General features: G+C 69.8%; 22 protein-coding genes and 1 pseudogene. 7 read left to right on the top strand and 16 right to left on the bottom strand.

Going from position 1 to position 22,977, the window contains the following annotated elements; genetic code table 11:
- Positions 1 to 46: 46 nt before the first annotated feature.
- The 3 genes from pflA to LK06_RS29285 all read right to left on the bottom strand — a co-directional run bounded on the left by pflA (position 47) and on the right by LK06_RS29285 (position 3,705).
- Positions 47 to 817, bottom strand: a complete 771-nt coding sequence (pflA, locus tag LK06_RS29295; protein ID WP_234367538.1) for a pyruvate formate-lyase-activating protein — start codon at positions 815 to 817, stop codon at positions 47 to 49.
- Between the two features lie 5 nt (positions 818 to 822).
- Positions 823 to 3,087: a formate C-acetyltransferase gene (pflB, locus tag LK06_RS29290; RefSeq protein WP_039648673.1), complete on the bottom strand. Its 2,265-nt coding sequence runs from the start codon at positions 3,085 to 3,087 to the stop codon at positions 823 to 825.
- A 153-nt stretch (positions 3,088 to 3,240) separates the two neighbouring features.
- Positions 3,241 to 3,705, bottom strand: coding sequence for a pyridoxamine 5'-phosphate oxidase family protein (locus tag LK06_RS29285; RefSeq protein ID WP_039648672.1), 465 nt, complete (start codon positions 3,703 to 3,705; stop codon positions 3,241 to 3,243).
- A 176-nt stretch (positions 3,706 to 3,881) separates the two neighbouring features.
- Between LK06_RS29285 and LK06_RS29280 the strand changes: the two genes are divergently transcribed.
- From LK06_RS29280 to LK06_RS29265, 4 genes and pseudogenes are all read left to right on the top strand, one after another.
- Positions 3,882 to 4,271 (top strand): STAS domain-containing protein, encoded by a 390-nt coding sequence (locus tag LK06_RS29280; RefSeq protein ID WP_043435208.1) that lies wholly within the window; start codon positions 3,882 to 3,884, stop codon positions 4,269 to 4,271.
- Between the two features lie 276 nt (positions 4,272 to 4,547).
- Positions 4,548 to 4,831, top strand: a pseudogene (locus LK06_RS29275) (DDE-type integrase/transposase/recombinase); the annotation flags it as partial.
- Positions 4,832 to 5,152: 321 nt separating this feature from the next.
- Positions 5,153 to 5,659: a hypothetical protein gene (locus tag LK06_RS29270; protein ID WP_039648670.1), complete on the top strand. Its 507-nt coding sequence runs from the start codon at positions 5,153 to 5,155 to the stop codon at positions 5,657 to 5,659.
- Positions 5,660 to 5,947: 288 nt separating this feature from the next.
- A complete protein-coding gene (locus LK06_RS29265; protein ID WP_052269718.1) occupies positions 5,948 to 6,547 on the top strand; it encodes an Rv1733c family protein in 600 nt (199 codons plus the stop codon).
- Positions 6,548 to 6,904: 357 nt separating this feature from the next.
- On the opposite strand, the gene LK06_RS29260 is transcribed toward LK06_RS29265, so the two are convergent.
- The gene (locus LK06_RS29260; RefSeq protein WP_234367537.1) at positions 6,905 to 7,708 is read right to left on the bottom strand and encodes a maleylpyruvate isomerase family mycothiol-dependent enzyme; all 804 of its coding nucleotides are present in this window, start codon (positions 7,706 to 7,708) and stop codon (positions 6,905 to 6,907) included.
- 122 nt (positions 7,709 to 7,830) lie between these two features.
- Complete coding sequence (locus LK06_RS29255) at positions 7,831 to 9,351, bottom strand: MFS transporter (protein ID WP_052319047.1); 1,521 nt, start codon at positions 9,349 to 9,351, stop codon at positions 7,831 to 7,833.
- A gap of 129 nt (positions 9,352 to 9,480) precedes the next feature.
- On the opposite strand from LK06_RS29255, the gene LK06_RS29250 reads away from it, so the two are divergent.
- Positions 9,481 to 9,918 (top strand): MarR family winged helix-turn-helix transcriptional regulator, encoded by a 438-nt coding sequence (locus tag LK06_RS29250; protein WP_039648667.1) that lies wholly within the window; start codon positions 9,481 to 9,483, stop codon positions 9,916 to 9,918.
- 161 nt (positions 9,919 to 10,079) lie between these two features.
- Here the strand turns inward: LK06_RS29250 and LK06_RS29245 are convergent, their stop codons facing one another.
- Positions 10,080 to 10,937 (bottom strand): SDR family oxidoreductase, encoded by an 858-nt coding sequence (locus LK06_RS29245; RefSeq protein WP_043407503.1) that lies wholly within the window; start codon positions 10,935 to 10,937, stop codon positions 10,080 to 10,082.
- A 98-nt stretch (positions 10,938 to 11,035) separates the two neighbouring features.
- On the opposite strand from LK06_RS29245, the gene LK06_RS29240 reads away from it, so the two are divergent.
- Positions 11,036 to 11,521 carry a MarR family winged helix-turn-helix transcriptional regulator gene (locus LK06_RS29240; RefSeq protein ID WP_052269716.1) on the top strand — a complete coding sequence of 162 codons (486 nt, stop codon included), beginning with the start codon at positions 11,036 to 11,038 and terminating at the stop codon, positions 11,519 to 11,521.
- Between the two features lie 141 nt (positions 11,522 to 11,662).
- Here LK06_RS29240 and LK06_RS29235 read toward each other — a convergent pair whose 3' ends face one another.
- Positions 11,663 to 12,406: an AraC family transcriptional regulator gene (locus LK06_RS29235; protein ID WP_039648705.1), complete on the bottom strand. Its 744-nt coding sequence runs from the start codon at positions 12,404 to 12,406 to the stop codon at positions 11,663 to 11,665.
- Between the two features lie 54 nt (positions 12,407 to 12,460).
- On the opposite strand from LK06_RS29235, the gene LK06_RS29230 reads away from it, so the two are divergent.
- Positions 12,461 to 13,675 (top strand): MFS transporter, encoded by a 1,215-nt coding sequence (locus LK06_RS29230; RefSeq protein ID WP_039648665.1) that lies wholly within the window; start codon positions 12,461 to 12,463, stop codon positions 13,673 to 13,675.
- Positions 13,676 to 14,154: 479 nt separating this feature from the next.
- Here the strand turns inward: LK06_RS29230 and ssuE are convergent, their stop codons facing one another.
- The 9 genes from ssuE to sbnA form a co-directional block, all read right to left on the bottom strand.
- Positions 14,155 to 14,688 (bottom strand): NADPH-dependent FMN reductase, encoded by a 534-nt coding sequence (gene ssuE, locus LK06_RS29220; protein ID WP_039648704.1) that lies wholly within the window; start codon positions 14,686 to 14,688, stop codon positions 14,155 to 14,157.
- Positions 14,689 to 14,768: 80 nt separating this feature from the next.
- Positions 14,769 to 15,629, bottom strand: a complete 861-nt coding sequence (locus LK06_RS29215; protein WP_043407505.1) for a nitrogen regulation protein NR(II) — start codon at positions 15,627 to 15,629, stop codon at positions 14,769 to 14,771.
- Positions 15,626 to 16,396, bottom strand: a complete 771-nt coding sequence (locus LK06_RS29210; protein WP_039648662.1) for a thioesterase II family protein — start codon at positions 16,394 to 16,396, stop codon at positions 15,626 to 15,628. Before LK06_RS29210 ends, LK06_RS29215 begins: the two co-directional genes overlap by 4 nt.
- A gap of 38 nt (positions 16,397 to 16,434) precedes the next feature.
- A complete protein-coding gene (locus LK06_RS29205; RefSeq protein WP_039648661.1) occupies positions 16,435 to 16,674 on the bottom strand; it encodes a phosphopantetheine-binding protein in 240 nt (79 codons plus the stop codon).
- Entirely contained in the window at positions 16,671 to 17,240 is a 570-nt protein-coding gene (locus tag LK06_RS29200; protein ID WP_039648660.1) for a GAF domain-containing protein, read from the bottom strand. Before LK06_RS29200 ends, LK06_RS29205 begins: the two co-directional genes overlap by 4 nt.
- Positions 17,241 to 17,526: 286 nt before the next feature.
- A complete protein-coding gene (locus LK06_RS29195; protein ID WP_078859052.1) occupies positions 17,527 to 18,753 on the bottom strand; it encodes an acyl-CoA dehydrogenase family protein in 1,227 nt (408 codons plus the stop codon).
- Positions 18,750 to 20,447, bottom strand: coding sequence for an amino acid adenylation domain-containing protein (locus LK06_RS29190; RefSeq protein ID WP_052319046.1), 1,698 nt, complete (start codon positions 20,445 to 20,447; stop codon positions 18,750 to 18,752). The genes LK06_RS29195 and LK06_RS29190 overlap by 4 nt, the downstream gene beginning before the upstream one ends.
- Positions 20,444 to 21,502 (bottom strand): 2,3-diaminopropionate biosynthesis protein SbnB, encoded by a 1,059-nt coding sequence (sbnB, locus tag LK06_RS29185; protein ID WP_039648659.1) that lies wholly within the window; start codon positions 21,500 to 21,502, stop codon positions 20,444 to 20,446. Before sbnB ends, LK06_RS29190 begins: the two co-directional genes overlap by 4 nt.
- The gene (gene sbnA, locus LK06_RS29180; RefSeq protein ID WP_039648658.1) at positions 21,499 to 22,470 is read right to left on the bottom strand and encodes a 2,3-diaminopropionate biosynthesis protein SbnA; all 972 of its coding nucleotides are present in this window, start codon (positions 22,468 to 22,470) and stop codon (positions 21,499 to 21,501) included. The genes sbnB and sbnA overlap by 4 nt, the downstream gene beginning before the upstream one ends.
- Between the last annotated feature and the right edge of the window lie 507 nt (positions 22,471 to 22,977).

Genomic DNA, 22,977 nt, shown 5'->3' with positions numbered 1-22,977 from the left:
GCACCCGAGCAGCGCCATGGCAGCCGCTCGGGTGCGGCCGGCCCGGTCACAGCGCCCGCAGACCGTGCTCCCGGAACTGCTCGCGCACCCGTTCCGTCAGGTCGGGGTTGGGCACGGGCGTGTTGCGCAGCGGGAAGTCGATGCCGAGGGCGTCGTACTTGTGGGCGCCGAGCTTGTGGAACGGCAGCACGTCCACCCGGTCGACATTGCCCAGCCCGGCCAGGAAGGCACCGAGGCCGTCCACTGCGGACGGGTCGTCGGTCCAGCCCGGGACGAGGACGTAGCGGATGTACACGGGGATGCCCAACCTGTCCAGGCGGGTGGCGAAGTTCAGCGTGGGGGCGAGGGGGGCGCCGGTCAGCCGCCGGTAGGTGCCGACGTCGAAGGACTTGATGTCGAGCAGCACCAGGTCGGTGTCGGCCAGGAGCGCATCGTCGGCGCGGGTCCCGAGGAAGCCGGAGGTGTCCAGGGCGGTGTGCAGGCCCAACTCCTTGCAGCGGCGGAGCACCGCTCCGGTGAATCGGGGCTGCAGCAGCGGCTCACCACCGGTGACGGTCACTCCCCCGCCCGCCGTGGTGATGAAGGCCCGGTACTTCGTGATGTCCGCCACCACCTCCTCGACCGTTGCCTCCCGCCCGTCCCGCATGTGCCAGGTGTCCGGGTTCGCACAGTATCGGCAGCGCAGTGGACAGCCGCTGACGAACAGCACGAACCGGGTCCCGGGACCGTCCACACCCGTGGACAGGTCCCAGGAGTGCACCCGGCCCGTGAGCCGGCCCGCCGCCGGCACCGGCTGCCCCGGTGCCGAGGGCGCCACGGGGTTCACAGCGACCCGTGGAAGGTGCGGCTGATCACGTCAAGCTGCTGCTCGCGGGTCAGGCGGACGAAGTTGACGGCGTATCCGGAGACCCGGATGGTCAGCTCCGGGTACTTCTCGGGGTGTTCCATGGCGTCCTCCAGGGTCGCCCGGTTCAGCACGTTGACGTTCATGTGGTAGCCGCCCGCTGCCGTGTAGGCATCGAGGATGCCGACCAGGTTGGCCGCGCGCTCGGCCGGGTCGTGACCGAGTCCCTCCGGCGTGATCGTCGAGGTCAGGGAGATGCCGTCGCGGGCCTCCGCGTACGGAAGCTTGGCCACGGACAGCGCCGACGCCACCATGCCGTGGCGGTCCCGCCCGTTCATCGGGTTCGCGCCGGGTGCGAACGGCTGTCCGGCGCGCCGGCCGTCGGGCGTGCTGCCGGTGTGCTTGCCGTAGACCACGTTCGACGTGATCGTCAGCACCGACTGGGTGTGTTCGGCGCCCCGGTAGGTGGGGTGCTTACGCACCTTGGCCATGAAGGACTCCACCAGGTCGACGGCGAACCCGTCCGCGCGGTCGTCGTTGTTGCCGTACGCGGGATACTCGCCCTCGACCTCGTAGTCCACGGCCAGCCCGGAGGTGTCCCGGATCACCTTCACCCGGGCGTACCTGACGGCGGACAGACTGTCGGCGGCCACCGAGAGCCCGGCGATCCCGCAGGCCATGAAGCGGTGCACCGGATGATCGTGCAGCGCCATCTCGATGCGCTCGTAGGCGTACTTGTCGTGCATGAAGTGGATCACGTTGAGCGCGTCCACGTACGTCTCCGCCAGCCAGTCCAGCATCCGGTCGTACGCCTGCCGCAGCTCGTCGTAGTCCAGGTACTCCCCGGCCAGGACGGGCATTTCGGGCGCCACCTGCTCACCGGAGATCTCGTCCCGCCCCCCGTTGATCGCGTACAGCAGGGCCTTGGCGAGGTTCACGCGAGCGCCGAAGAACTGCATCTGCTTGCCGACCGCCATCGCCGACACGCAGCAGGCGATCGCGGTGTCGTCGCCGGTGCACGGACGCATCAGGTCGTCTGACTCGTACTGGATGGAACTGGTGTCGATGGAGACTTGGGCCGAGAACCGCTTGAACCCCTCGGGCAGCCGGGACGACCACAACACGGTGAGGTTGGGTTCCGGGGCCGGTCCCAGGTTGTAGAGGGTCTGCAGGAAGCGGAAGGAGGTACGGGTGACCAGCGGGCGGCCGTCGGTGCCGATGCCGCCTATGGCCTCGGTCACCCAGGTCGGGTCGCCGGAGAACAGGGCGTCGTACTCGGGCGTGCGCAGGAACCGCACGATCCGCAGCTTGATCACGAAGTCGTCGATCAGCTCCTGGGCGTGGCTCTCGTCGATGCGGCCCTCGTCCAGGTCGCGCTGAAGGTAGACGTCCAGGAAGGTCGAGGTGCGGCCCAGCGACATCGCCGCGCCGTTCTGCTCCTTCACCGCGGCCAGGAAACCGAGGTAGAGCCACTGCACCGCTTCGTGCGCGGTGGTGGCGGGGCGGGACACGTCGCAGCCGTAGGAGGCGGCCATCCTCGTCAGTTCGCCCAGGGCCCTGGTCTGCTCGGCCAGTTCCTCGCGGTCACGGATGACGTCCGGGGTGGAGGGCTGCTCGTCGAGCAGGGCACGTTCGGCCTGCTTGGCTTCGATCAGCCGGGCGGTGCCGTACAGCGCGACGCGCCGGTAGTCGCCGATGATCCGGCCGCGGCCGTAGGCGTCGGGCAGCCCGGTGATGATGCCGGCCCTGCGGGCGGCCCGCATCGCGGGGGTGTAGGCGTCGAAGACGGCGTCGTTGTGGGTCTTGCGGTAGGTGCCGAAGACCTTGGTCACGAACGGGTCGGGCTCGTAGCCGTACGCCTTCAGACCGTTCTCGACCATCCGGAGGCCCCCGTTGGGCATGATCGCCCGCTTCAGCGGGGCGTCGGTCTGCAGCCCGACGATCAGCTCTCGGTCCTGGTCGATGTAGCCGGGGGCGTGCGAGGTGATCGTGGACGGGGTGGCGGTGTCCACGTCGAGGATGCCCTTGCGGCGTTCCTCGGGGAACAGGGCGCTGACCTTGTGCCAGACGTCGAGCGTGCGCTCGGTCGGGCCGGACAGGAATTCGGGACCGCCTGCGTAGGGCGTGTAATTGGCCTGGATGAAATCGCGTACGTCGATGGTGCTGCGCCAGTCACGGCCGGTGAACCCGCGCCAGGCCTCGGCGGGTGCGTCCACGTCTGCGCGGGTTGCTGCCACGGTCATCACTGCCTCCGCATCGTTGGCGACACCACTCACGGAAGGTCCGTGGGCGGCTTCGCCGACGATGCTCCCCGTCCGTCACCGCGCGGGGCAGGGCCTGCAAGAACCCCGTCGGCGTGCCGTCCGTCCCGGTGCCGTAGGGCCGTTTGGTCCGTGTCAGGGGCAGCCGTGCACCGGCGGCAGGGCGCAGAGGCGCAGGCCGTACAGCGTCCGACCGCCGACGAGCTCACGCCCGGTGACCAGTTCCGGCTCGATGCGCACCAGGACCTCATCGATGGAGGGAACCCAGGAGGACGGACCGACCCGGTCGAGGCGTTCCGTCTCGACCGGGTCCGTCACGACCGCCGCCCGGCCGGTGATGACCACACTCCAGCCGGATTGAGCGTCCGCGTCGACCGCGTCGGCCTCGAAAGCGACCACGGCGCCGTCAACCGCGTGGGCCAGCTCGGAGGCGGCCGACGTGCGCAGCAGCACTGCTCCGCCCGCATCCAGGCCGAAGTTGACGGGTACCACGGCCGGCAGGGCCTGCCGAGTGTGGACGACACGGCCGACGGGTGCCGTGGCCAACAGATCGAGGCACTCGTGCCGATCGAGTTCGCGGAAACCGTCGTTCGGATACATGGCAGCTCGCCCTTCGCCCGGTGGAGAAACCACGCTCCATGGTGGGCCCGGCGACGGCCACGGGTGAGGGACCACCGGTCCCGTCCTGCCCGGAGAGCGGCCCGGTTGGGCGCGGCGGTGAAGGGAGGCCGAACGGCCCTTCCGGCGCGCCCACGGGTCCGGGTTTGCTCTCAACCATGGCCGAAACCGTCATCAGGTCCGAATTCCACCTCACCGAACGTGCCGTCGGCGGGACGACCGTCGTGGAGTTGCGCGGCGAGATCGACATCCTCACGGCGCTGTCCCTGGCGGCGCGTCTCGACGACCTCACAGCCGTCGTATGCCCGGATCTCGTGGTGGACCTTCGTAGCGTGTCCTTCATCGACTGCGCCGGACTGGGGCTGCTGTGTCGGGCACGGAACCGGGCCATGGAACGGCACGGCCGGCTGCGGCTCGTCACGGAGGGCAGTCGGTTCCTGCGGGTACTGCACGGAGCGGGACTGGACGGGGTCTTCGAGAGGTACGACCGCCTGTCCGAAGCCCTCGCTGCGGTGCCGGCCGGGGGCCTGGCCGTCGCAGCGGGCTGACGGGACCGTACGCACCGACGGCGGGGACCAAAGGGACTCGAACGCCACAGACCGCGGTGCCGCTGCCGCAGTCATCTCCCCCGGTTCAGGCGGGGCTTGCCCGCGGTCGCCTTCACGGTGTGCGGGCGCGGGGAACGGGCCGCATGGCGATGCCCTTGGCGTCGGTGGGGGGGGATGACCAGCAGTACCCCACGGGTGGAGGGCATCGGGATCCGGGCGCTGGAGAAGGCGGCGACGTCCACCGACATGGCGCGAACCAGGCGTTCGAGCTACCACCCGGGGGGCGCTGTGACCGACAAGTGCCGGTCCTATGGGCCGGTTCACCGGGAACCGATGGGCTCGGTGGAACACCGCGCCCCAAGGGTCTGAACAACCGGGCCGAGAACTCTCACCAAGCCCTTCGCCTACCTGGACGGGCGATGAAGGGCTTCCGCACGGCCGGAAGGACGACGCAGAGGTTCCTGTCCGTCTTCAGCGGGATCTCACCGCACTTCCGGCCCCGCCACCGGATGACCGCACCCGGCTACCGCACCGAGATGCGCCACCGCTTCGACACCTGAAACGACATCACCGGCACCACCGCCATGCCTACCGCCGCCTGAAGACGGCTCCGCCACAGGCCCACTACGCCCTGATGCCCCCTCACCCGCCACGCTCAGGGACACCTTGACAGTGCCGTGCTGCCCACACCGCGATGTGTCGATTCAAGCCGGTGGCGTGCACCATGATCGGCCAGCAACACGTCGACTCATAACACCGTTGAGACGTCCTCTTAAGCCGCACATTGTTGGCGCGTACACCTTAAAGCGACTGTGGAGGAGTTTCACGTGTCATTCCTGCGCACTGTCCCCCGCGCCACGCGGGTGCTTCGAGGTTTGTCGGTGGCCGCCCTGAGCGCCGCCTTCCTCACCGCCACGCCCGCTGCGCACGCCGCGCACGCCCATGCGAACCAGCAGGGGGCCAGCCCGGTCGGCAGCTTCGTGCTCGCGAACGCCGGCCAGCACAAGGTGCTGTGTGCCGACCCGAACAGCAACAGGGCGACCGTCGAACCACTCACCGCCAACATCGACCCCTACTGCTTGTGGCGGCAGAACGGGTCCGACAACCAATTGACCATGTACAGCCCCGCCAAGAGAATGGTCCTGAGCCTCAGCCACAGCAAACCGTTTTCCAACGGCGAGCAGGTCTTCCTGGAGCCGGGCACGGGCGCGAGCTACCAGCAATGGCACTGGGGGCACTCAGGCGGGAGCGGCCTCATCGGCCTTCCACTGCTCGCGTACGACGACCAGGACTTCAACCTGAACGCTCACAACGGCTACGCCACCATCACCAGGAGCAACCAGCCGACCAGGCAAGACCAGAGCTGGTCCACCATCTCAGTGGGCTGAAGACCCCTCTCACGCGCGGTAGGGGCCCGGGCTCCTACCGCGCGCGTCTCTGCATCATCTTCGACGGGCGCGGCTCGTTGTGGGCCGGAGCCGGTGATGTCGTAGCGGTCGGCGACCAGATGCCGGCACCCGCCTACCACCACCCTGGCCGCGATGGGCCACGCCTGCTCGTAGCGAACTTGGACCGGCTTGGTCCGGTCGGCCCCCCACTTCCGCCTGATGGGCCCATGCCGACGCCCTGCTCTGGCTGACAAGTTCATGTCGGTCACGACGAGGAGGCAGGAACAGATGCGCAAGGGCCGGCCCGCGAGGCGCACGTACAGGCGAGCGAAGCCGCTGCTGTGGCGGTGGCGGAGCAACCCGATCCGTCGACGCGACGATCTGCTGGAGGCATGGCTCCTGCTGGCCGTGTGGGTCCTCATCGCGGTGGGCGGCACCCTCGTCGGCGTGGTGACCGCCGAGGCCACCGACCGGGCCTTCGCCCGGCAGCGCGAAGAGCGGACCCCCGTCCGTGCCGTACTTCTCACCGATGCGCGGCGCACGACCGCCTCGGGGGCCGGTAAAGCCCTCGACTCAGCTCAGGTCCGTTGGACGTCCCCGGACGGCTCCGTGCACAACGGCACCGCGCTGGTGCCCGCCGGGCAGAAGACCGGTTCGCCGGCCAGGGTCTGGATCGACACGCAGGGGAAACCGAGCGCCCAGCCGCCCGATCCCGCCACGGCAGCGGTCGAGGCGGTCCTTCTCGGCGCCTCGGCCGCACTCGCCCTGAGCGGCGTGGTGTACGGCGCCGGCAGCGCCGGGCGGTGGTGGCTCGACCGGCGGCGCATCGCGCTCTGGGACAGGGAGTGGACCCTGGTCGGACCCCGATGGGACCACAAGACCGGCTGACCGCCGAGCCGGCGCAGGGACCGCCCGCGCATCCCTGCGGCCGGGCGCGGGAACATGTCCGGTGCCATCGGGCACAGCGCCGCGACCGCCCCGTCAGGGTCAGCGCCGCATGGCCCGTGCCCGCCGGCTGAACGTGGCGTGTGGCGCCCTGAAGACGCCGGTGGAGCAGGCGTGCCCGCATCCGCCGACGAGGCGGTCGCCTCGTCGGCGGATGCGGGCCGTGTGCGGGTGACTGCCCCGCACCGAGCGCAGGCGGGGTGGCGCGTACGGCAAGCCGCGCCCGCCGGGATCCCGGCCGGGAGCGGGGCCGATCCGGTGCACTCCTCCACCGATACCGCAGCGGAGGGGTGCACTGGGTCAGAAGGCGGAGTGGGCGAACCAGTGGGCCAGCAGTCCCTCGTCCCCCTCCACCGCGAGGGTCTGTGCGTCGTGGGGCAGGCGGCCGTACACGAGCAGGAGCAGGTCGGACGCAGTTCCCCGGACGGTCGCGTCGGCAGTGCTCGCGGCCGGGTGAACCGTGTCGAGTCCGAAGCCGTCGGGGCACAGGCGCACGAGCCACTCGTCATTCCCGTCGGTGGCGCAGAAACGGATGGTCCGGTCGGAGCCCCGCAGGTTGGCCACCTTGGGGGCGAAGAAGGTGGCAAAGGGCAGGTTGACCAGGAACTCGTCGATCCCGTCCACCGCGGCCGGGCGGTCGATCGCGGGCTGGAGACCGAGCGCCGACTCGGCGTCGACCCGGTGCACAAGGGTCTCGAAGAGCATCCGGCGGGCCCAGAAGCGGGCGTGCTGGTCGGCGCCCCACGCCCACATCGGCAGCTCCGGGTCGGTGACCGCGAAGACCTCCGCGGCCACGGTCGCACTCTCGGCGAGCCAGTCGGCGTAGCCGTCCTCCCGCTTTGGGAGCCGCAGTTCCACTTCGCGGCTGCGCGGGGCTTGCTGGACACGCTCCCGCAACAGGACCGAGAACCAGCGCTGGACGCTGCCCGTGTGCTTGATCAAATCGGCCATCGTCCAGCCGGGGCAGTGGGGCACAGGTGTCGACGGGTCGGCGCCCCCGACCGCCGCGACGAACCGGGCCGTCTCGGCCGCGACCGCGGCGTGGTGGTCGAGCGGGGGGCGAATGGAGCCGTGGTCACAGTGGTCCGAGGTCTTCAAGGTCACATGCCTTTCGGAGAGGTGCGGTTCAGCCGGGCGACTGGCGACTGGCGACTGGCGACTGGCGACTGGCGACTGGCGACTGGGTCAGGCGACCTGGTAGCGGTCGGACCTGCCGGGACGGCCGCTCACACGGTCTCAGCAGCGAGTTCGGCCTCCGCACCCTTGGTCGCCCCGGTTTCTGCGGCCGCCTTCAGCACCGGCGCACGGTCCGGCTTGAGCGCGAGGACGGCCACGACGACGACCAGGAAGAACGCGGCGCCCGCGATGACGAAGCTCAGCGTGAACTGGCTCTCCTCGGGCAGTGCGGGCATGCCGGCGGGCAGCGGGACGGTCTTCGACGCGAGCAGTGAGGTGATCACCGCGCTCGCTATGGCGCTGCCGACCGACCGGGAGATGGAGTTGATGCCGTTGGCGATGCCGGTCTGATGGGCCGGGACTCCGGCGACGATAAGCGCGGGCATCGCTGCGTAACCGAAGCTGATCGCCAAGCCGATGACCATGCCCGCGCCGATCACCGAGGCCGTGGTGTCGTGCGCTGCGCTCAGCCAGGTGAAGCCGAGCACGCCGAAGCAGGCCCCGACGGCCAGCGTGACGCGTGCGCCGAGCCGGCGCACCAGCACACCGCCCACCTGCGCGCCCACCAGCGAAACGAGTGTGGTCGGCAGCAGGTACACGACGGACGCCTCCAGCACGGAGGCTCCGAAGCCGTAGCCGACGACGTGCTCGGGCATCTGGACGAGGTACGAGACGCCGATGAACTGGGCAAACATCGCAAAGCCCAGCATCAGGCCGGCCAGGTTGGTGAAGAGGACGGGAGGGTGGGCGAACATCTTCATGTCCACCATCGGTTCCGCTACCTTGCGCTCGGCGACGACCCAGACCACCGCCATCACGACCGCCCCGGCGAAGGAGCCGACCGTCCGGCCGGACGTCCATCCCCACTGGTGCCCCTGGGAGATGGGCAGCAGGAACAGCACCAGCAGCGCCGCCAGGGTGAGGGCACCGAGCCAGTCCGTGCGTCCCCCCGTCTTCGTCCGGGAGGCGGGCACGATGAACAGGACGCCGGCCAGCGCCACCACGGCGAGCAGGACCGCGAGCCAGAAGACCCGATGGTAATCGGGGGCGGAGCCCCGGGTGAGCAGGCCAGCGCCGACCAGCGCGAGTCCGCTGCCGAACGCCAGTGTGCCGCTGACCAGGGCCATGGCGCCGTGCAGCTTCTCCGGCCTGATCTCTTCGCGCAGGATGGACAGGGCCAGGGGGAAGATCGCGGTTGCCGCTCCCTGCATCACCCGGCCGACGATCAACCAGGTCAGCGAGGTGGTGGTAGCGGCGAGCACCGAGCCCGCAATCATCACGAGCAGCACGCCGACGAGGGTGGGCTTCTTTCCGTGCTGATCGCCGAAGCGGCCGAACAGCGGGGTGAAGACGGCCGCCGAGAGCAGCGTGGCCGTGGCCACCCAGCTGACGTTGGCGGTCGTGGCCTTGAGGTCGTTCTGGATGATGCCCAGGATCGGGACGACCAGGGTCTGCATCATCGAAACGACCATGGCGGCAAGCCCGAGCACCAGGACGACCGTGGTGTCTCCTGAGCGCCGTCGAGGCACCGCCTGCTGTGCGTGAGACACGTGCGTCTCCCCCTGTTTCATGACCCGGTGAACTGTTGGAGTACCCGGATGAACTACTTGAGAACGTTGATACTTGATAACTTCAAGCAATGCGGGACGGTAGCCTCCATTGCTTGAGATCGTCAAGTTTTTTGGCGTAGGGTGACGCGCATGACAGGAACCGCCGGCACCGACACGGCCCGACTCATGGAGCTCCTCTCCGTGTCACTGGCCGCCTACTACGGCGACTTCACGGTCTCCGCCGCGAGGGAGAACCTCACGGCCAGCCAGGGCAAGACACTCACCGTGCTGCGACGGGGAGCCGCGTCCATGAGCGTCCTGGCCACCACCCTGACCTGTGACGCCTCGAACATGACCGGGATCGTCGACCGGCTGGAGAAGCGCGGCCTGGTACGCCGCGAGCCCAGCCCGTCCGACCGGCGCGTCAAGAACGTCGCCCTCACCGCCGACGGCGAGCGGGTCATCGACACCATCCGCGGCAGGATGCACCACACGATCGCCGGCCTGGAGCGACTGAGCACGCAGGAACGGGACACCTTGTACACGCTGCTGGAGCGCGCCTTCACGGCGCCGCCCGAAGCCGCCTGAACCGAGCCGGCCGCAGCGGGCGCGCTCGTACTCCCCGTCGCACACCACGCGACTACGGCACGGGCCGGACGGCGGCGCCCCGCAGTCCGCACGGCCGGCCGGGTGCCGCGCACCGGCACAACGACCACCGGCGCCGACGGAGCACCCATCGGTCGGACCGGTCAGCCGACCCAACCCGCCGTCATGCCGGTGACGCCGGAACCGTCCAGATCGGTGAGCTTCGTACCGACGAACTCCCGCGCCCAGTCTGAGGTCTGGATCCGGAACGGCGGCTTGTCGCAGTTCAGCGCCTCGACGATCGGAGCGGCGGCCTGTGCGGGCGTCTGGGCGCTGCTGAAGGACTGCCGAGTGCGGTCGATATAGGCCCTGAGGGCCGGGGCGTAGGGGCCGGCGTCGTCCAGCATCGCGGACACGTCCAGGCCCACGTTGGATACGAATTCGCTTGCCACCGCCCCGGGTTCGACCACCGTGACATCGACGCCGACGGTCGCGGCAACCGGGGCGAGGGACTCCATGAAGCCCTCCACCGCGAACTTGGCCGCACAGTAGGCCTCGTTGAAGGGCTGTCCGACGACACCACCGACGCTGGTGACGGTGAGGAGACGACCGCGGGCGGTACGCAGGTGCGGCAGGGCCGCGCGCGTGACGCCGACGACACCGAAGAAGTTCACCTCCATGGCGGCGCGGACGTCCTCGACCGTGCCCTGCTCGATGGTGCCGACCTGCCCGGCCCCCGCGTTGTTGACCAACGCGTCGAGGCGGCCGAACTCGGCGGCGGACTCGTCGATGCAGGAGGCCACGGTCCCGGGGTCGACGACGTCGAGGCGCTTGGTATGCACCCGGTGCCCGACACCGGCGCCGGCCGCCGCCTCGCGCAGGGCGTCCGCCTTGCGCAGGTCGCGCATGGTGGCCACGACGGTCCACCCCGTCCGCGCGCAGGCCACCGCGGCAGCCAATCCGATGCCCGAGGAGGCGCCTGTGATCAGTACGGTCTTGCCGGAGGTGTCGGCACGGGTCATGGCAGTGCTCTCTTCCAGAATGGGGGCCAACATTCATTATGTGCGTGTACACACATTATACGGCGTGCGTGTGCACGCACCCTCGGTACGCTCATCTCATGAGCCGCGACGACATCACCCTGGGAGAACTGTCAGGGCGTGATCACGCCTTCTACGGCCTCGTCTGGGCGGGCACCACCCTGACCGCCCGGGTGGACCACGCACTGTCCCGTGCCCAGGACCTGCCCCTGTCCTGGTTCGAGGTCATGCTCTGGCTGCAGGCGCAGCCGGAGCCCGTCGCGCCCTCGGTACTCGGGGCGAAGACCCTGCTCAGCCGGAGTCAGGTGTCCCGGGTCGTCGACGCGCTCCAGGCCCGCGGCCTCATCGAGCGTGTGCCCTCGCCGACCGACGCCAGGTCGGTGCGCATAGCCCTCACCGACGACGGCCGACGGGTCTTCGCCGAGGCCGACGCCACGCGGCGCCACGCCCTGGCCGACGTCTTCGACGACCTCCTCGACGACACGGACATCGCCGCCCTCAACACGGTCTGGGCCAAGCTCAAGGGTGAATCCGCCCAGGGGCGCGCACAGCCCGCCGGGCCATAAGCGAGGAGACAGCGGGCACCGTACCCGCCCACGACGGTCGGCCGCTCCCCCGAGATCCCCGCCGCCCCACCAGGGGCACAGCCGACCGGTACGCCGCAGCCCGCGGCAGCCGGCGGCCGGACCCCCGGTTCCGCGGGGCCCTCAACCGATCGAGTGAGAGCCCGGCGTGTGACCGAAGGTACGCCGGAAGACGTCGATGAACGCGCTGGCCGACGACCAGCCGCACCGGTGCGCCACGGCGGTCACCGGAGTTCTCCCGGCAAGCAGGACCAGCGCATGGTGGAGCCGCAGCTGGGTGCGCCACTGCGGGAACGTCATGCCCAGGTCGCGCCGGAACAGCCGGGACAGGGTGCGGTCGCTCGCCCCGACCTCGCGGCCCAGTTCGGCGAGCGTGCGGCCGTCCGCGGGATCGGCGCGCAGGATGTCGCACACCGCCCGCAACAGGGGCGAAGAAGGCGTGGGCAGGTGCAGTGGCTGCTGCGGCGACACTCTCAGCTGGTCGATCAGCACCGCACGCAGACGGGCCCGCTCGGGACTGTCGTCGTCCGGGGTGCGGGTGTAGGCGACGATCAGTTCGCGCAGCAGCGGGCTCACGGCCAGCACGGTCGGGGTGTCCAGGCTGAGCGGGTTCTCGGTCGCGGGCAGCCCGACCAGGTGCAGCTCAAGTTCGCCGTGGGCCTGATGGGCGTGCATGGTGCCGGCCGGCACCCAGATGGCACGGGTGCCGGGGGCAACCCAGGAACCGGCGCTGGTGGCGACGCCCAGCACGCCCCGGCCGGCGTAGACGATCTGGTGGTCGTCGTGCCGGTGGGCGTCTATCGCGCTGCCGGGCGCCAACCACTGGGTGCGGGTCGGAGCCACAGGCTCATGGCGGATCTGCGTCATCATTCGGCAGCTTATTGGAAGTGCGACACGGTTGCGGGCTCAGATCATGACGAGGTGCGAAGGAATACATCGATCACCCTGTTGTCCGTGGGGCACGCCTGTGTCGACGTCTACCAGGGCGCCGTGGCGTCCTTGGTCCCGTTCTTCGTGGCCGAGCGCGCCTACAGCTACGCCGCCGTCTCCGGCATCGTGTTGGCCGCCTCCTTGCTGTCATCGGTGGCCCAGCCGGTGTTCGGTGTCCTTACCGACCGGTGGGCGATGCCGTGGCTGCTGCCGGTGAGCACGCTGCTGGGCGGTGTGGGCATCGCTCTGAGCGGGGTGAGCGGTTCGTACGGGCTCACTCTCGTGTTCGTGGCGATCTCCGGCGTCGGTGTGGCCGCCTACCACCCCGAGTCCGCCCGGGTCGCACGGCTCGCCAGCCAAGGCAGCCACAGCGCCATGAGCTGGTTTTCGCTGGGCGGCAACCTCGGTTTCGCGCTGGCCCCGCTCTTGGTCACCGCGGTCGTGGCCACCGGCGGGCTGCGTCTGACACCGCTGCTGGTGCTGCCTGCGCTCGCCGGCAGCACCTTGTGTCTGCCCGTGCTGCGTGCTCTGGGACAGCGGCAGGCCTCGGGGGCCGGTCCGGCGGGTGCGGCCGGGAACGACGACAAGGGGTCGTTCGTGAAGCTGTCGCTGGCCGTGGTGTGCCGCTCGATCGTCTTCATCGGCCTGAGCACGTTCATCTCTTTGTATGCAAAGCAGCGCATGGATGGCAGCACCGCCGCGGGGACCGCGGCACTGTTCGTGCTCTACCTCGGCGGCGCGGTCGGCTCCGTGCTGGGCGGCGCACTGGCCAACCGGTGGGACCGGGTCACGGTCGCCCGCTGGTCGTACCTGATGACGGTCGCCGCGGTCGCCGGCGTGGTCTTCGTGCCGGGTCCAGCCCTGTACGTGTTCGTGGCACTGACCTCGGCCGGCCTGTACGTCCCGTTCTCACTCCAGGTCACCCTCGGCCAGGACTACCTGCCCTCGCGGATGGGCACCGCCAGCGGGATCACCCTCGGCCTGACCGTCAGCATCGGCGGTCTGATGAGCCCCGTCATCGGCGGTATCGCCGACGCGACCTCCCTGCGCACCGCCCTGGCCCCCTTGATCCTGATGCCGGCGCTGAGCTGGCTGCTGTTCCGGACCCTGCCCGAACCCACCGTGCCGCGGCCCGGAACCGCGGCGCCCACGAAGGGAGACGACACCGATGCCGCACTCTCTCCCGCCCGGCCCGACCGCCGCTGACCGGTCCGCACCGCCGAGGGCTCACCGATCCACCGGGACGGGCGACCCGGACGGGCCGCCGGCTGGCGACTGTTGCCCCCTGCGGGAATGGGGCTGCACCGCCGCCCTGCCACGGCCGACCTGGCGACTGCTGTCCAGTCACCGGACGTCCGGCGGTGATCTCGAATACTGCAAGTGCAGCTGCGATGCCGTCGTGGTGCTCCAGCGGGGGCAGTTGGCCAAGTTCACCGGCCCACCGGTCGGTGCCGCCGGCGACACGGACACGGCCGTTCGGGGCGGCGGACGCTCCGGTCCCACCCGTCGGCACCGCTCCGTGTAGGGGGCGGGCCGCCGCACCGCAGCCCCTGGGGGCGGGGCGGGAACGAGCGGGAGGAGGACGGCGTGGTCCGCTCGCGTCCGCTGAAGCCGGTCACCGCGTACCGCCGGGGGCGGCGCAGCGCCGCTTCGACGACAGCGGGTGCCGGCGGCGCCGGCACCCGTCACGAGGTTCCGACGAGCGCCTTGCGGAACTGCTCGATCACCGCATCGAGCATCACGGAGCCGCTCTGCCCGATGTGCAGGTTCCCGTCTTCGTGGACCACGTGTTTGTCGAGCACGAAGACGCTCTGTACGACGTGCCGGGCGCCCAGGGAGTGCACCACCGGGCGCAGCGCGTAGTCCAGCGCCAGGACGTGCGCGGCGCTGCCGCCGGTCGCGAGGGGGAGGACGGCCTTGTGGGTGAATCCGTACTGCGGCAGCAAGTCGAGGAACGTCTTGAGCAGTCCGGAGAAACTCGCCTTGTACGTCGGTGTGGCCAGCACGATGCCGTCGGCCCGCGAGACCTGGTCCAGCGCGGCGGCGATGGCCGGGTGCGCCGCGTGTGCGTGGAGCAGTGGTGTGGCGGGCAGGGTGCGTACCCTCAGGTGCCCGGTGTGCCACTCGTACTCGGCCAGTCGCCGCGCCACGTGGTCCCCGACGAGTTCGGTCTTGGACATCGGTGACGGGCTTCCCGAAATTACCAACACGTTGGACACGGTCACCCCAGGGATGGTCGGGTCGAGGTCTGGTCTATGCGTCCGGAACCCGGGCGGACCCGGGCTCCGGACGCCTCGCCTCAGGCCGGCCAGCCGAAGGCGCTGACGGCGTCCCGCGCGCGCTGGGGCTCGGGGTCGTTGAAGACGAAGCAGCGGGTGTTGGAGACGTTGCCACCGGACGCCTGCGCCGTCGAGAAGATCAGTACGGGCTTGGGGGCACCGTCCCGGGTGACGAAGTTCGCCCGGAAGTTGATGATCGGCGAGTCCTCGTCCCAGCGGGCCAGGAAGTCGTCGAGCAGCCCCTGGTCCTCGTAGATCTTGCGGATGTGACCGCCCACGTACTCGGAGGGGCTGGAGGTGTACTCGACCAGGGCCACGTCGGCCGGGTTGGCGTGCATGACGGTGCCGTTGGCTCCGATGAGGTGGATCGCCACCGGCGCGAGCTCGTAGAACTCGCGCAGTACCGACTCGTGCTCCTTGGTGGGGGCAAGGGTCGGGTGCTCCCGCTCGTTGACCGTGCGGATCCAGGTGGCCGCGTCGGAGGTGGGGTCCTCGTTGCTGGTGTTGGACACCGGCAACCGCTCGCCGAGTTCCGGCCGGCTCACCCAGTGGATCCGGGTCTGGTCGCCGCTTCCGGTCGCCACGGCGTTGACGGCCGCGGCACGCTCCTGCCGGCCGTCGGCACTGCGGTAGGTGACCCTGACGTTCTCAAACCGGCCTGCCTTCTCCAACCGTGCCAGCAGGCTGGAGAGCCCGTCCACGCCGTCGACCAGGACCCGGCCGCCGAGGTGGTCGCCTTCTCCGTCCATGAGGACCGACTGTGCCTTGTTGTGCAGCAGGACGGCACCGGTGCGGTCGGTCACCGTGATGCCGACCGAACTGTTGCCGACCACGTCGATCAGCTGCTCGATCGTGGGCGCGCTGTGCTTGTCGACCGTCATGTCTGACTCCTGTTCTGAGGGAACTGACCGGGTTTCGGATAGGGATGTGTTGAGGTGGGCGCCGCGGCGACGAGACCGGCGATCGTCGTGGCGACCGGAAGGTGGGCGAAGAGGTAGTAGTCGTGTCCCCCGGGGAAGGTGAACGTCCCCAGGGACGGACCTGTGGTGAAGTGCTTCCACTCCTCCATGTCGGCGGAGCGGGCGAACGGGTCGGCATCCGCGCAGAACAGGGCGAGGGGCGCCCGGACCGACGGCCGGCTGACACGGTGCTGCCGCCGCATACGCAGGTCCAGGGCGAGCCACGTCCCGTTCGGGTCGCCCTTCGTGTCGGCGCTGCGCTGGTTCTGGCGCAGTGCCGCGAATGCCGCGGTCACCAGGGTGCGCGCTGCGCTGGTGGGCCCCCGGGCACCGGAGACCGACAAGCTCATGACCTCGTACCGGGGTTCCCCTTCGAGCCGTGCAGCCAGCTCATAGGCGAACAGGGCCCCCAGACTGTGGCCGAACAGGTGTAGGCGACCTTCCGGCAGGGTCGCGGCGAGGTCGTCAGCCCACCGGTCCACGGCGGCGGCCACGGAGGCGGGAGCCTCCTGGTGCGCAAGCCGGCCGCGGCCGGGCGTCTCGCAGTGCAGCACGGGAACGGCGGCAGCCAGGTGTGCTCCGATCGGGAGAAAGGGCGAGGTGACACTGCCGGCCGGCGGCAGGAAGACCACCGCATCGACGGTGTCGCGCACGTCGCCCTGCACCACGATGGACCGTCCGCTCGTCATGCCGCCCCCATATTCTCTCACCGATTCCTTTCCCACCGCTACCGCAGAAGGAAATTACGCTCGATATCCTTGAGTGTCCGAAAGGCGTCCAGATCGACGTCCATGGATTCCATCATTTCACCGCGCAATTCCTCGATATGGAGAACCAGTTCCACGAACTGCAACGAGTCGACAATTCGGGATTCGATGATGTCGGTTTCCGGATCCAGGCTGTCCTCGTCGAGCTCGGGATTGCGCTGCAGAATCCAGCTGCGCACGTCCTGCCAGGTCGCCGTCATCGCGGGACGTCCGCCCCGGCCAGCTGCGTGGCGAACGCGTTGAACGCCGCCACGCGGTCGGCGACCTCGGAGACGAGCGCCAGATCGGCGGGCCCGATCTGGCCCCGGCGATGCTTGGGGCCGCGCAGCAGAACGAGATGACCGCCGCGCACGCCCCGGTAGACCAGCGGAAGCCGCACCGCCGACTCCGCCTTCCACTGGCGCAGCAGGTCGAGATGGCCCGGATCGGTCTGGCCGGCCATGCCTTCGTGTCCGCTGATCACAAGCGGCTCGTCACGGTCTTCCGCGAGGGAGCGCACGCCCTCCAGCGCGGTGGAGAACTCGGCGGGCGACTGCACCACGAGACGGGAGTGCGTGGCGAGGGTGCCCAGCGAGAGGGCGGAGCCGAGGAAGGGGACGCAGGCCTTGGCCACCGCCGGCACGACCTCTTCGATATCGGCGGCGCGCTGAACGGTCGCCGTGATGTGCGCAAGGAACCCCAAAGCCTCCTCTGCCGCCTTGCGTCCGGCGATGTAACGCAGCGCCGTATTCCAGTTCTCAGTCGTTTCCGAGCCGTTTCCAGGCATGAGGACTCCTTGGTGGTGGAGTGCGGATGCGATGATTTCTTCGCTCCTGGCGCGTGACCACAGGAGCAGGCTGACATAGGTGAGTCCATGGAATTTACGCGAATCAACCGCGCAATTTGCCGCCTTTTCGAGGCTAACAGTTACTTTCCGGAGACACAAGAACGAATTCGATCGCATTGACGTCCGGAAAACGGGTCACCGAAATTGGCTGCGGGAGATACGAACGGCAAACGGAGGTACTTCGCCGGTACTCCCCGCGCAGCGGCGGGCCAGGGCACGGGAAGGGTCAGGCGAAACGCACGCCCGGATCGAGCAGACACAACTGCCCATCGGCCAGGTGGAGTCGGTCGTTGCTGTAGTTCAGCACGGCTGAGCGCAGGTCCCGCAGCGTCTTCTCCAGCCGGGTCGGCGAGTCCTGGAGGTAGCCGTGCCGGAGCCCGACGGCGTCCACCAGCAGGTCGACGGCCCGGTAGCACTCCTCCGCGGCAGTGATCTTGAGGTTGTTCAGCAGGAGCTGGCTGCTGGCCGCCGACAGATCGGCACCGGACGCCACGAGCGCTTCGGTGCGCCGCAGCAGAGCGTGGACGGTGTCGAGCCGCGCTCTGGCCCGGGACAGGCGTGTCATCAGCAGTTCCGAGCCGAGGTCGAGGCGTTTACGGCCGGCCGGGTCGCGCAGCAGCCGCAGAACGCGCGAGAGGGCGCCTGCGGCGGTACCCAGCCAGGCCGCCGACCAGCCGAGGTGGGCCAGCGGCCCGAAGACGGACTGGGCGATGCGGTGGAAGGCGCCGTGTTCGCCGATCACCTGACGGGCGGGGATCGTACCCGTCAGTGTCAGCGGGACGCTGTGGCTGGCGCGCATGCCCATCGGACACCACACCCCGGCACCCTCCACCCGCAGTTGGTGCCTGTGGGCGTAGACCAGGGAGACGTGGTGGTCAGCCGTGGCCTGTGGGCTGCGCATCGTGATCAGGAAACCGTCCGCCACCGTGCCGCCGGTCACGATCGGCGCCGTCCGGTTGATCTCCAGGGTGTCCTCGCCCTCACGCAAAGGCGCGTACGACCTGAACAGGTGGCCGCCCTTGCCGGGTTCGGTGGTCACCGACGCCAGGTACAGGTGTCCGGACGCGAGTTGGCGGAGCAGTTCCTCGCGCAGCCCGGAGGCGGCGTACCTGACGATCGCCTCGGACTGCTGGCAGTGCATGGCGAGGATCATCGCCACGGACATGTCGGTTCGGCCGAGGGCCATGCTCACGTCGACGAGATCGGTGACCGTACCGCCGAGCCCGCCGTACTCGACCGGTACGAGCAGTCCGAGCAGCCCGGTGCGGCGCATCTCCGCCAGCGCGTGTTCGGGGAATACCGCGTCGCGTTCGGTTTCGTCGAGATGCTCCTCGGCGGCCCGGGTCACCGCGGCGATTCGCTGCCCGAGGTCCGGCGTCGAACCGTCCCGCCCCTCGGCCGGGGTCCCGCCGTCCGGCGCGGGTCCAACCGCCTTCGCCGTCGCACTCGTCATGGTGCCTCCTTCCGGTGGGTGGCTGCGGCCGCCTGGAGCGACCTGTGGTCGATCTTTCCGTTGTGCGTCAGGGGCAGTGCGTCCCACTCCCGCCAGCGCCGTGGCACCATCGCGATCGGCAGTGCCCCGCTCAACGTCTCTTGCAGTGCGCTCGCGGACGTGGGGGCCCGCAGGCTGTAGTGGGCCACGAGTTCGCCGTGCTCGCCTTGCCCTGAGACGACGACCGCGCACTGCTCGACGGCCGGATGCCGGCTCAAGACGACCTCGATCTCCCCCAGTTCCATGCGGACGCCGGACACCTTCACCTGCCGGTCGCTGCGACCCGTGTAGTACACGAGTCCTCCCTCGACGCGGGCCAGGTCACCGGAGCGGTAGAGCCGGCCGGTGGCGGAGTCCGCGTCGAAGGGGTCGCGGAAGAAGACGCGGTCGGTGGTGTCCGGATCGTTGAGATAGCCCAGCCCCACTCCGGTGCCCCCGATGAAGAGCTCGCCGCTCTCCCCCGGTTCGGCCGCCCTCCAGCCGGCGCCCTCCGCGTCCTGGACCAGTACGTAGAGGGCGGTGCCGAGGACCGGTGCGCCGACGGGAAGCCGAGGGCTGGCCAGATCGGCCCGTGTCACCACATGGTGGGTGACATCGTCGGAGCACTCCGTGGGGCCGTATGCGTTGACCACCGTCACGTGCGGCAGGGTCAGCAGGACACGCTGGGCAAGGGTCGGGTACAACTCGTCACCGGTGGACAGCAGCCACCGCAGCGAGGCCAGTGCGGGGCGCTCGCGGCGGCTCAGGTCGTCCGCCAGCCAGCCGATGACCGTGGGCACGAGTTCCACCACGGTGACGGCGGCGGCGTCCAGGACGCCGGTGAGCCAGCGGGGCAGCCGTAGGGCCGCGTCACCGACCACGACCACTCGTCCGCCGACCAGCAGCGGACAGAGCATCTGCCAGATGGAGATGTCGAAGACGACCGGAGCGGTGAACGCCACCGCGTCCTCGGGCCCCAGTGACAGGTCGGTCACCTTGGCCCAGAGGTGGTTGAGCATGCCTTGGTGCTCGACGGTGGCCCCCTTGGGGCGGCCCGTGGTCCCCGAGGTGAAGATCGTGTAGCGGACCTCCCGGGAACGGTCGGTGCCGCTCCGACTCGAGAGTTCACCGCCTTCGTCGTCGGCCGGCAGCGGCACAACGGCCACCTGCTCGGCGACGGCGGCGGACCGTGCGGCGTGCACGGTGCCGTCGCCGTCGCCGTCGCCGTCGCCGGAGTAGTCCAGGAGCAGCGCGGCTCCGCTGCGGTCCAGGACGTCGCGGACCCTGACCTCCGGCCAGCCCGGATCGAGCGGCAGGTACGAGGCCCCCAGGGCCTCCAGCGCCAGGAAGACGACCGGGGTGTCGGCACTACGGGGTCCGACGGCCGCGACAACGTCTCCGGCGCGCACCCCAGCGGCGTGCAGGGTGTCGCGCGCCGCGGCGACCCTGCCCAGCAGGCCCCGGTAGCTGAGGGTGCGTTCGCCGTCGACGACGGCGGGGCGGTCCGGGTCGCGCTGGGCGTGGCCGATGACGTGGTCCAGCACGGCGGTGGCCGTATCGTGTGTTCCGGCTCTGCGCAAGGCCAGTTCGCCGGCACGGGCCACGGCCATCGGGGCCAGGGGGAGTTCGGCCCACGTCCGCGCCGGAGCACCGGTGCGATCGGGTGTCGTGGTCATCGCCGCCCACCTTCCGTCTCCGGGGAGTCGTGTCGGTCCAGGTCGTGGAAGAACCCATCCACGGTGACGAGCCGGCCGGTGTCGCCGGCGCGGGCGTGGACGTGCGCGCCGACCGCCAGGTCGAGTACGCCGAGCCCGAACGGTGAGAAGACCACGGTGCGGTCGGCCGGCACCTTGAGGGTGCCGGTGAGGACGTCGTAGAGGGTGCCGTCGAGGAAGTCCCGGCCGCCGGTGCGCTGTTCCGCGAGGTGGACCGAGGTATTCGCCTTGAGTACGTGCTCGACGTCGTCGACGACGTTGAAGCTCCCGAGGACGACCTCCGTGCCCAGGTCGCGCAGTGACACGTGCAACACCAGCGGGTGGTGGCTGAACAGGGATGGATCGAGGAGGTGGGGGGTGGCCGCGGTGGTCGCGCACACGATCAGGTCGCAGGAGCGGACCAGTTCTTCCGCCGAGTCCAGGACGAGCGGGGACGTACCCGTGTTGCGGGCCAGGTGGCCGGCGAAGCTCCGGGCGTAGTCGCCCGACACGTCGTGGACGGCGTACTCCTGCGGGGGTAGGCCGAGCGCGGACAGGTAGGAGTGCACGTAGCGCGCGATGAGCCCCGTGCCCAGATACCCGACGCGGTGCGGGACGGGCCTGTTCTCACCCAGCGCGCGAGCCGCGACCGCAGCCGAGGCGGCCGTGCGTACGGCGCTGATGATGGAACTTTCGAGGCAGGCGTACGGGTAGCCGGTGGCCGGGTCGTTGAGGATCAGGACCGCGGAGGCGCGGGGGATGCCGCGATCGAGATTGCCCGGGAAGCTGGATATCCACTTCAGGCCGTCCACCGGGGCGTCGCCGCCGACCGACGCGGGAAGGGCGATGATGCGGGCGGTGGGCCGGTCCGGGAACCGCAGGAAGTATGACGGCGGATTCACCGTGTGGCCCTCGCCGTGCAGGCGGTACGCCTGCTCGACCAGTTCGATGATCTCCCGTTGTCGCCCGTCGAGCACCTGGTGGACGGTGCTGCCTGGGACGACGGAGAACGGGGGGGTACCGGCCTGGCTGCTCAAAACGTCTCCAGGATCTTGTTCAGGTCGTCGTGGCCGTAGTGGTGCGTGACCCAGGTGTCGTTGTAGATCGTGTCGATGTAGCGCTCCCCCAGGTCCGGCGCGATGGCCACCGCGGTGTGCGGGTTGCCGCGGTGGTGGGCGAACCACTGGGAGGCCGCAGTGATCACCGTTCCGGAGGAGCCGCCCAGGAGGATGCCGCGGGCCGCGAGCCGGCGACAGGTGTGGATGGTGTCGATCTCATGGATGCGGATGACCTCGTCGACGAGTCCCGGGTCGATCAGCGGCATCGGCGCGCTGGCCCCCAGTCCGGGGATGTGCCGTGGTCCGGGGGCACCGGCGAAACTCACGGAGCCGACGCTGTCGACGGCGATGATGCGGACCCCTGGTCGGTGTTCGCGGAAGTAGCGGGCGCAGCCCATCAGGGTTCCTCCGGTGCCCGCGCCGATGAACAGGGTCTCCAGGCCGGGGAAGTCCTTGGCTATCAGAGCCGCGGTGGTCTCGTAGTGGGCGATCCAATTGGCGGGATTCTCGTACTGGTTGAGCCAGACGAGGGCCGGGTCTTCGGCACAGCGGCGGCTCACGTAGGCCTTGCGTGCCGCGAGGTGTCCACCGGTGTCGTCGGTCTCGTCCACCACCACGACCTCGGCGCCCAGCGCTCTGATCAGGCTCGCGGTGGCGGAATTGCAGTTGGGGTCGGTGACGCAGACGAACCGCAGCCCCTTTGAGGCGGTGATCACGGCGAGGGCCACGCCGAGGTTGCCCGAGGAGGACTCGATCAGAACGGAGTCCGCCGTGATGAGGCCGTCGCGCTGGGCCGCCTCGACCATCCGCGCGGCCGGCTGGATCTTGATGGATCCGGCGAAGTTGAAGCCCTCGCACTTGAGGTGCAGTGGCAGGCCGAGGCTGGGGCGCAGGTCGATGTAGACGTCGCTGTCGAGGAGTTCGTGAGCCGCGGTGATGACGGTCATGCGCTGTCTTCACTTCCGTTCATCCGGATGAACCTGGATCCTCTGCGTGCTCGGGGGTTCCAAGTTCGTTGGGGCGTGCGTCGCGAGCCGGTGCCGGTGAGGTCTTCGCGGGTCGGTCCGGTACCGCGTGCGGGACTCGTCCGCTTCGCATGCACGTCCCTTCGACCAGGTGAGATCGTTACCTGAGTGCAGAATCTGCGGTACGGGCGGCCGTGCAGTGCGACGGCTCAGCACGTCGGTGGCGCACGCTGTCGCCCGATCACCGTCGCAGACCCCTGTCGAGATCGTGACGAGGAACGGTCAATACGCCGGTGGGCCCAGGCCGAAGGCATGCGGCGCCCACCGATCCGGAAGGTACCGATGCCGCGCAGGTACGCGGTGGCCGCCGGACGATGGCCACCGCGTACCGGGGTGGGCACGGCACCCGCACCACAAGGCCGCCGCGAATGGTGTGTCATTCCGGCAGAGCAGGAGCCCGGAGCACCAGGAATCAGGCCGGGGAATCAC

The sequence above is a fragment of the Streptomyces pluripotens genome (assembly GCF_000802245.2).
Taxonomy (GTDB): Bacteria; Actinomycetota; Actinomycetes; order Streptomycetales; family Streptomycetaceae; genus Streptomyces; species Streptomyces pluripotens.
This window is presented reverse-complemented; position numbering and strand designations above follow the sequence as displayed.

Excerpts from the sequence above, each read along its gene's own strand:
- LK06_RS29285 (WP_039648672.1), bottom strand. The coding sequence starts at position 3,705 with ATGTATCCGAACGACGGTTTCCGCGAACTCGATCGGCACGAGTGCCTC.
- LK06_RS29235 (WP_039648705.1), bottom strand. The coding sequence starts at position 12,406 with ATGACGCAGATCCGCCATGAGCCTGTGGCTCCGACCCGCACCCAGTGG.
- LK06_RS29265 (WP_052269718.1), top strand. The coding sequence starts at position 5,948 with ATGCGCAAGGGCCGGCCCGCGAGGCGCACGTACAGGCGAGCGAAGCCG.
- LK06_RS29190 (WP_052319046.1), bottom strand. The coding sequence starts at position 20,447 with ATGACCACGACACCCGATCGCACCGGTGCTCCGGCGCGGACGTGGGCC.
- LK06_RS29250 (WP_039648667.1), top strand. The coding sequence starts at position 9,481 with ATGACAGGAACCGCCGGCACCGACACGGCCCGACTCATGGAGCTCCTC.
- LK06_RS29255 (WP_052319047.1), bottom strand. The coding sequence starts at position 9,351 with ATGAAACAGGGGGAGACGCACGTGTCTCACGCACAGCAGGCGGTGCCT.
- LK06_RS29200 (WP_039648660.1), bottom strand. The coding sequence starts at position 17,240 with ATGCCTGGAAACGGCTCGGAAACGACTGAGAACTGGAATACGGCGCTG.
- LK06_RS29245 (WP_043407503.1), bottom strand. The coding sequence starts at position 10,937 with ATGACCCGTGCCGACACCTCCGGCAAGACCGTACTGATCACAGGCGCC.
- sbnA (WP_039648658.1), bottom strand. The coding sequence starts at position 22,470 with ATGACCGTCATCACCGCGGCTCACGAACTCCTCGACAGCGACGTCTAC.
- LK06_RS29195 (WP_078859052.1), bottom strand. The coding sequence starts at position 18,753 with ATGACGAGTGCGACGGCGAAGGCGGTTGGACCCGCGCCGGACGGCGGG.
- LK06_RS29280 (WP_043435208.1), top strand. The coding sequence starts at position 3,882 with ATGGCCGAAACCGTCATCAGGTCCGAATTCCACCTCACCGAACGTGCC.
- LK06_RS29210 (WP_039648662.1), bottom strand. The coding sequence starts at position 16,396 with ATGACGAGCGGACGGTCCATCGTGGTGCAGGGCGACGTGCGCGACACC.
- LK06_RS29215 (WP_043407505.1), bottom strand. The coding sequence starts at position 15,629 with ATGACGGTCGACAAGCACAGCGCGCCCACGATCGAGCAGCTGATCGAC.
- LK06_RS29205 (WP_039648661.1), bottom strand. The coding sequence starts at position 16,674 with ATGACGGCGACCTGGCAGGACGTGCGCAGCTGGATTCTGCAGCGCAAT.
- LK06_RS29240 (WP_052269716.1), top strand. The coding sequence starts at position 11,036 with ATGAGCCGCGACGACATCACCCTGGGAGAACTGTCAGGGCGTGATCAC.
- pflB (WP_039648673.1), bottom strand. The coding sequence starts at position 3,087 with ATGACCGTGGCAGCAACCCGCGCAGACGTGGACGCACCCGCCGAGGCC.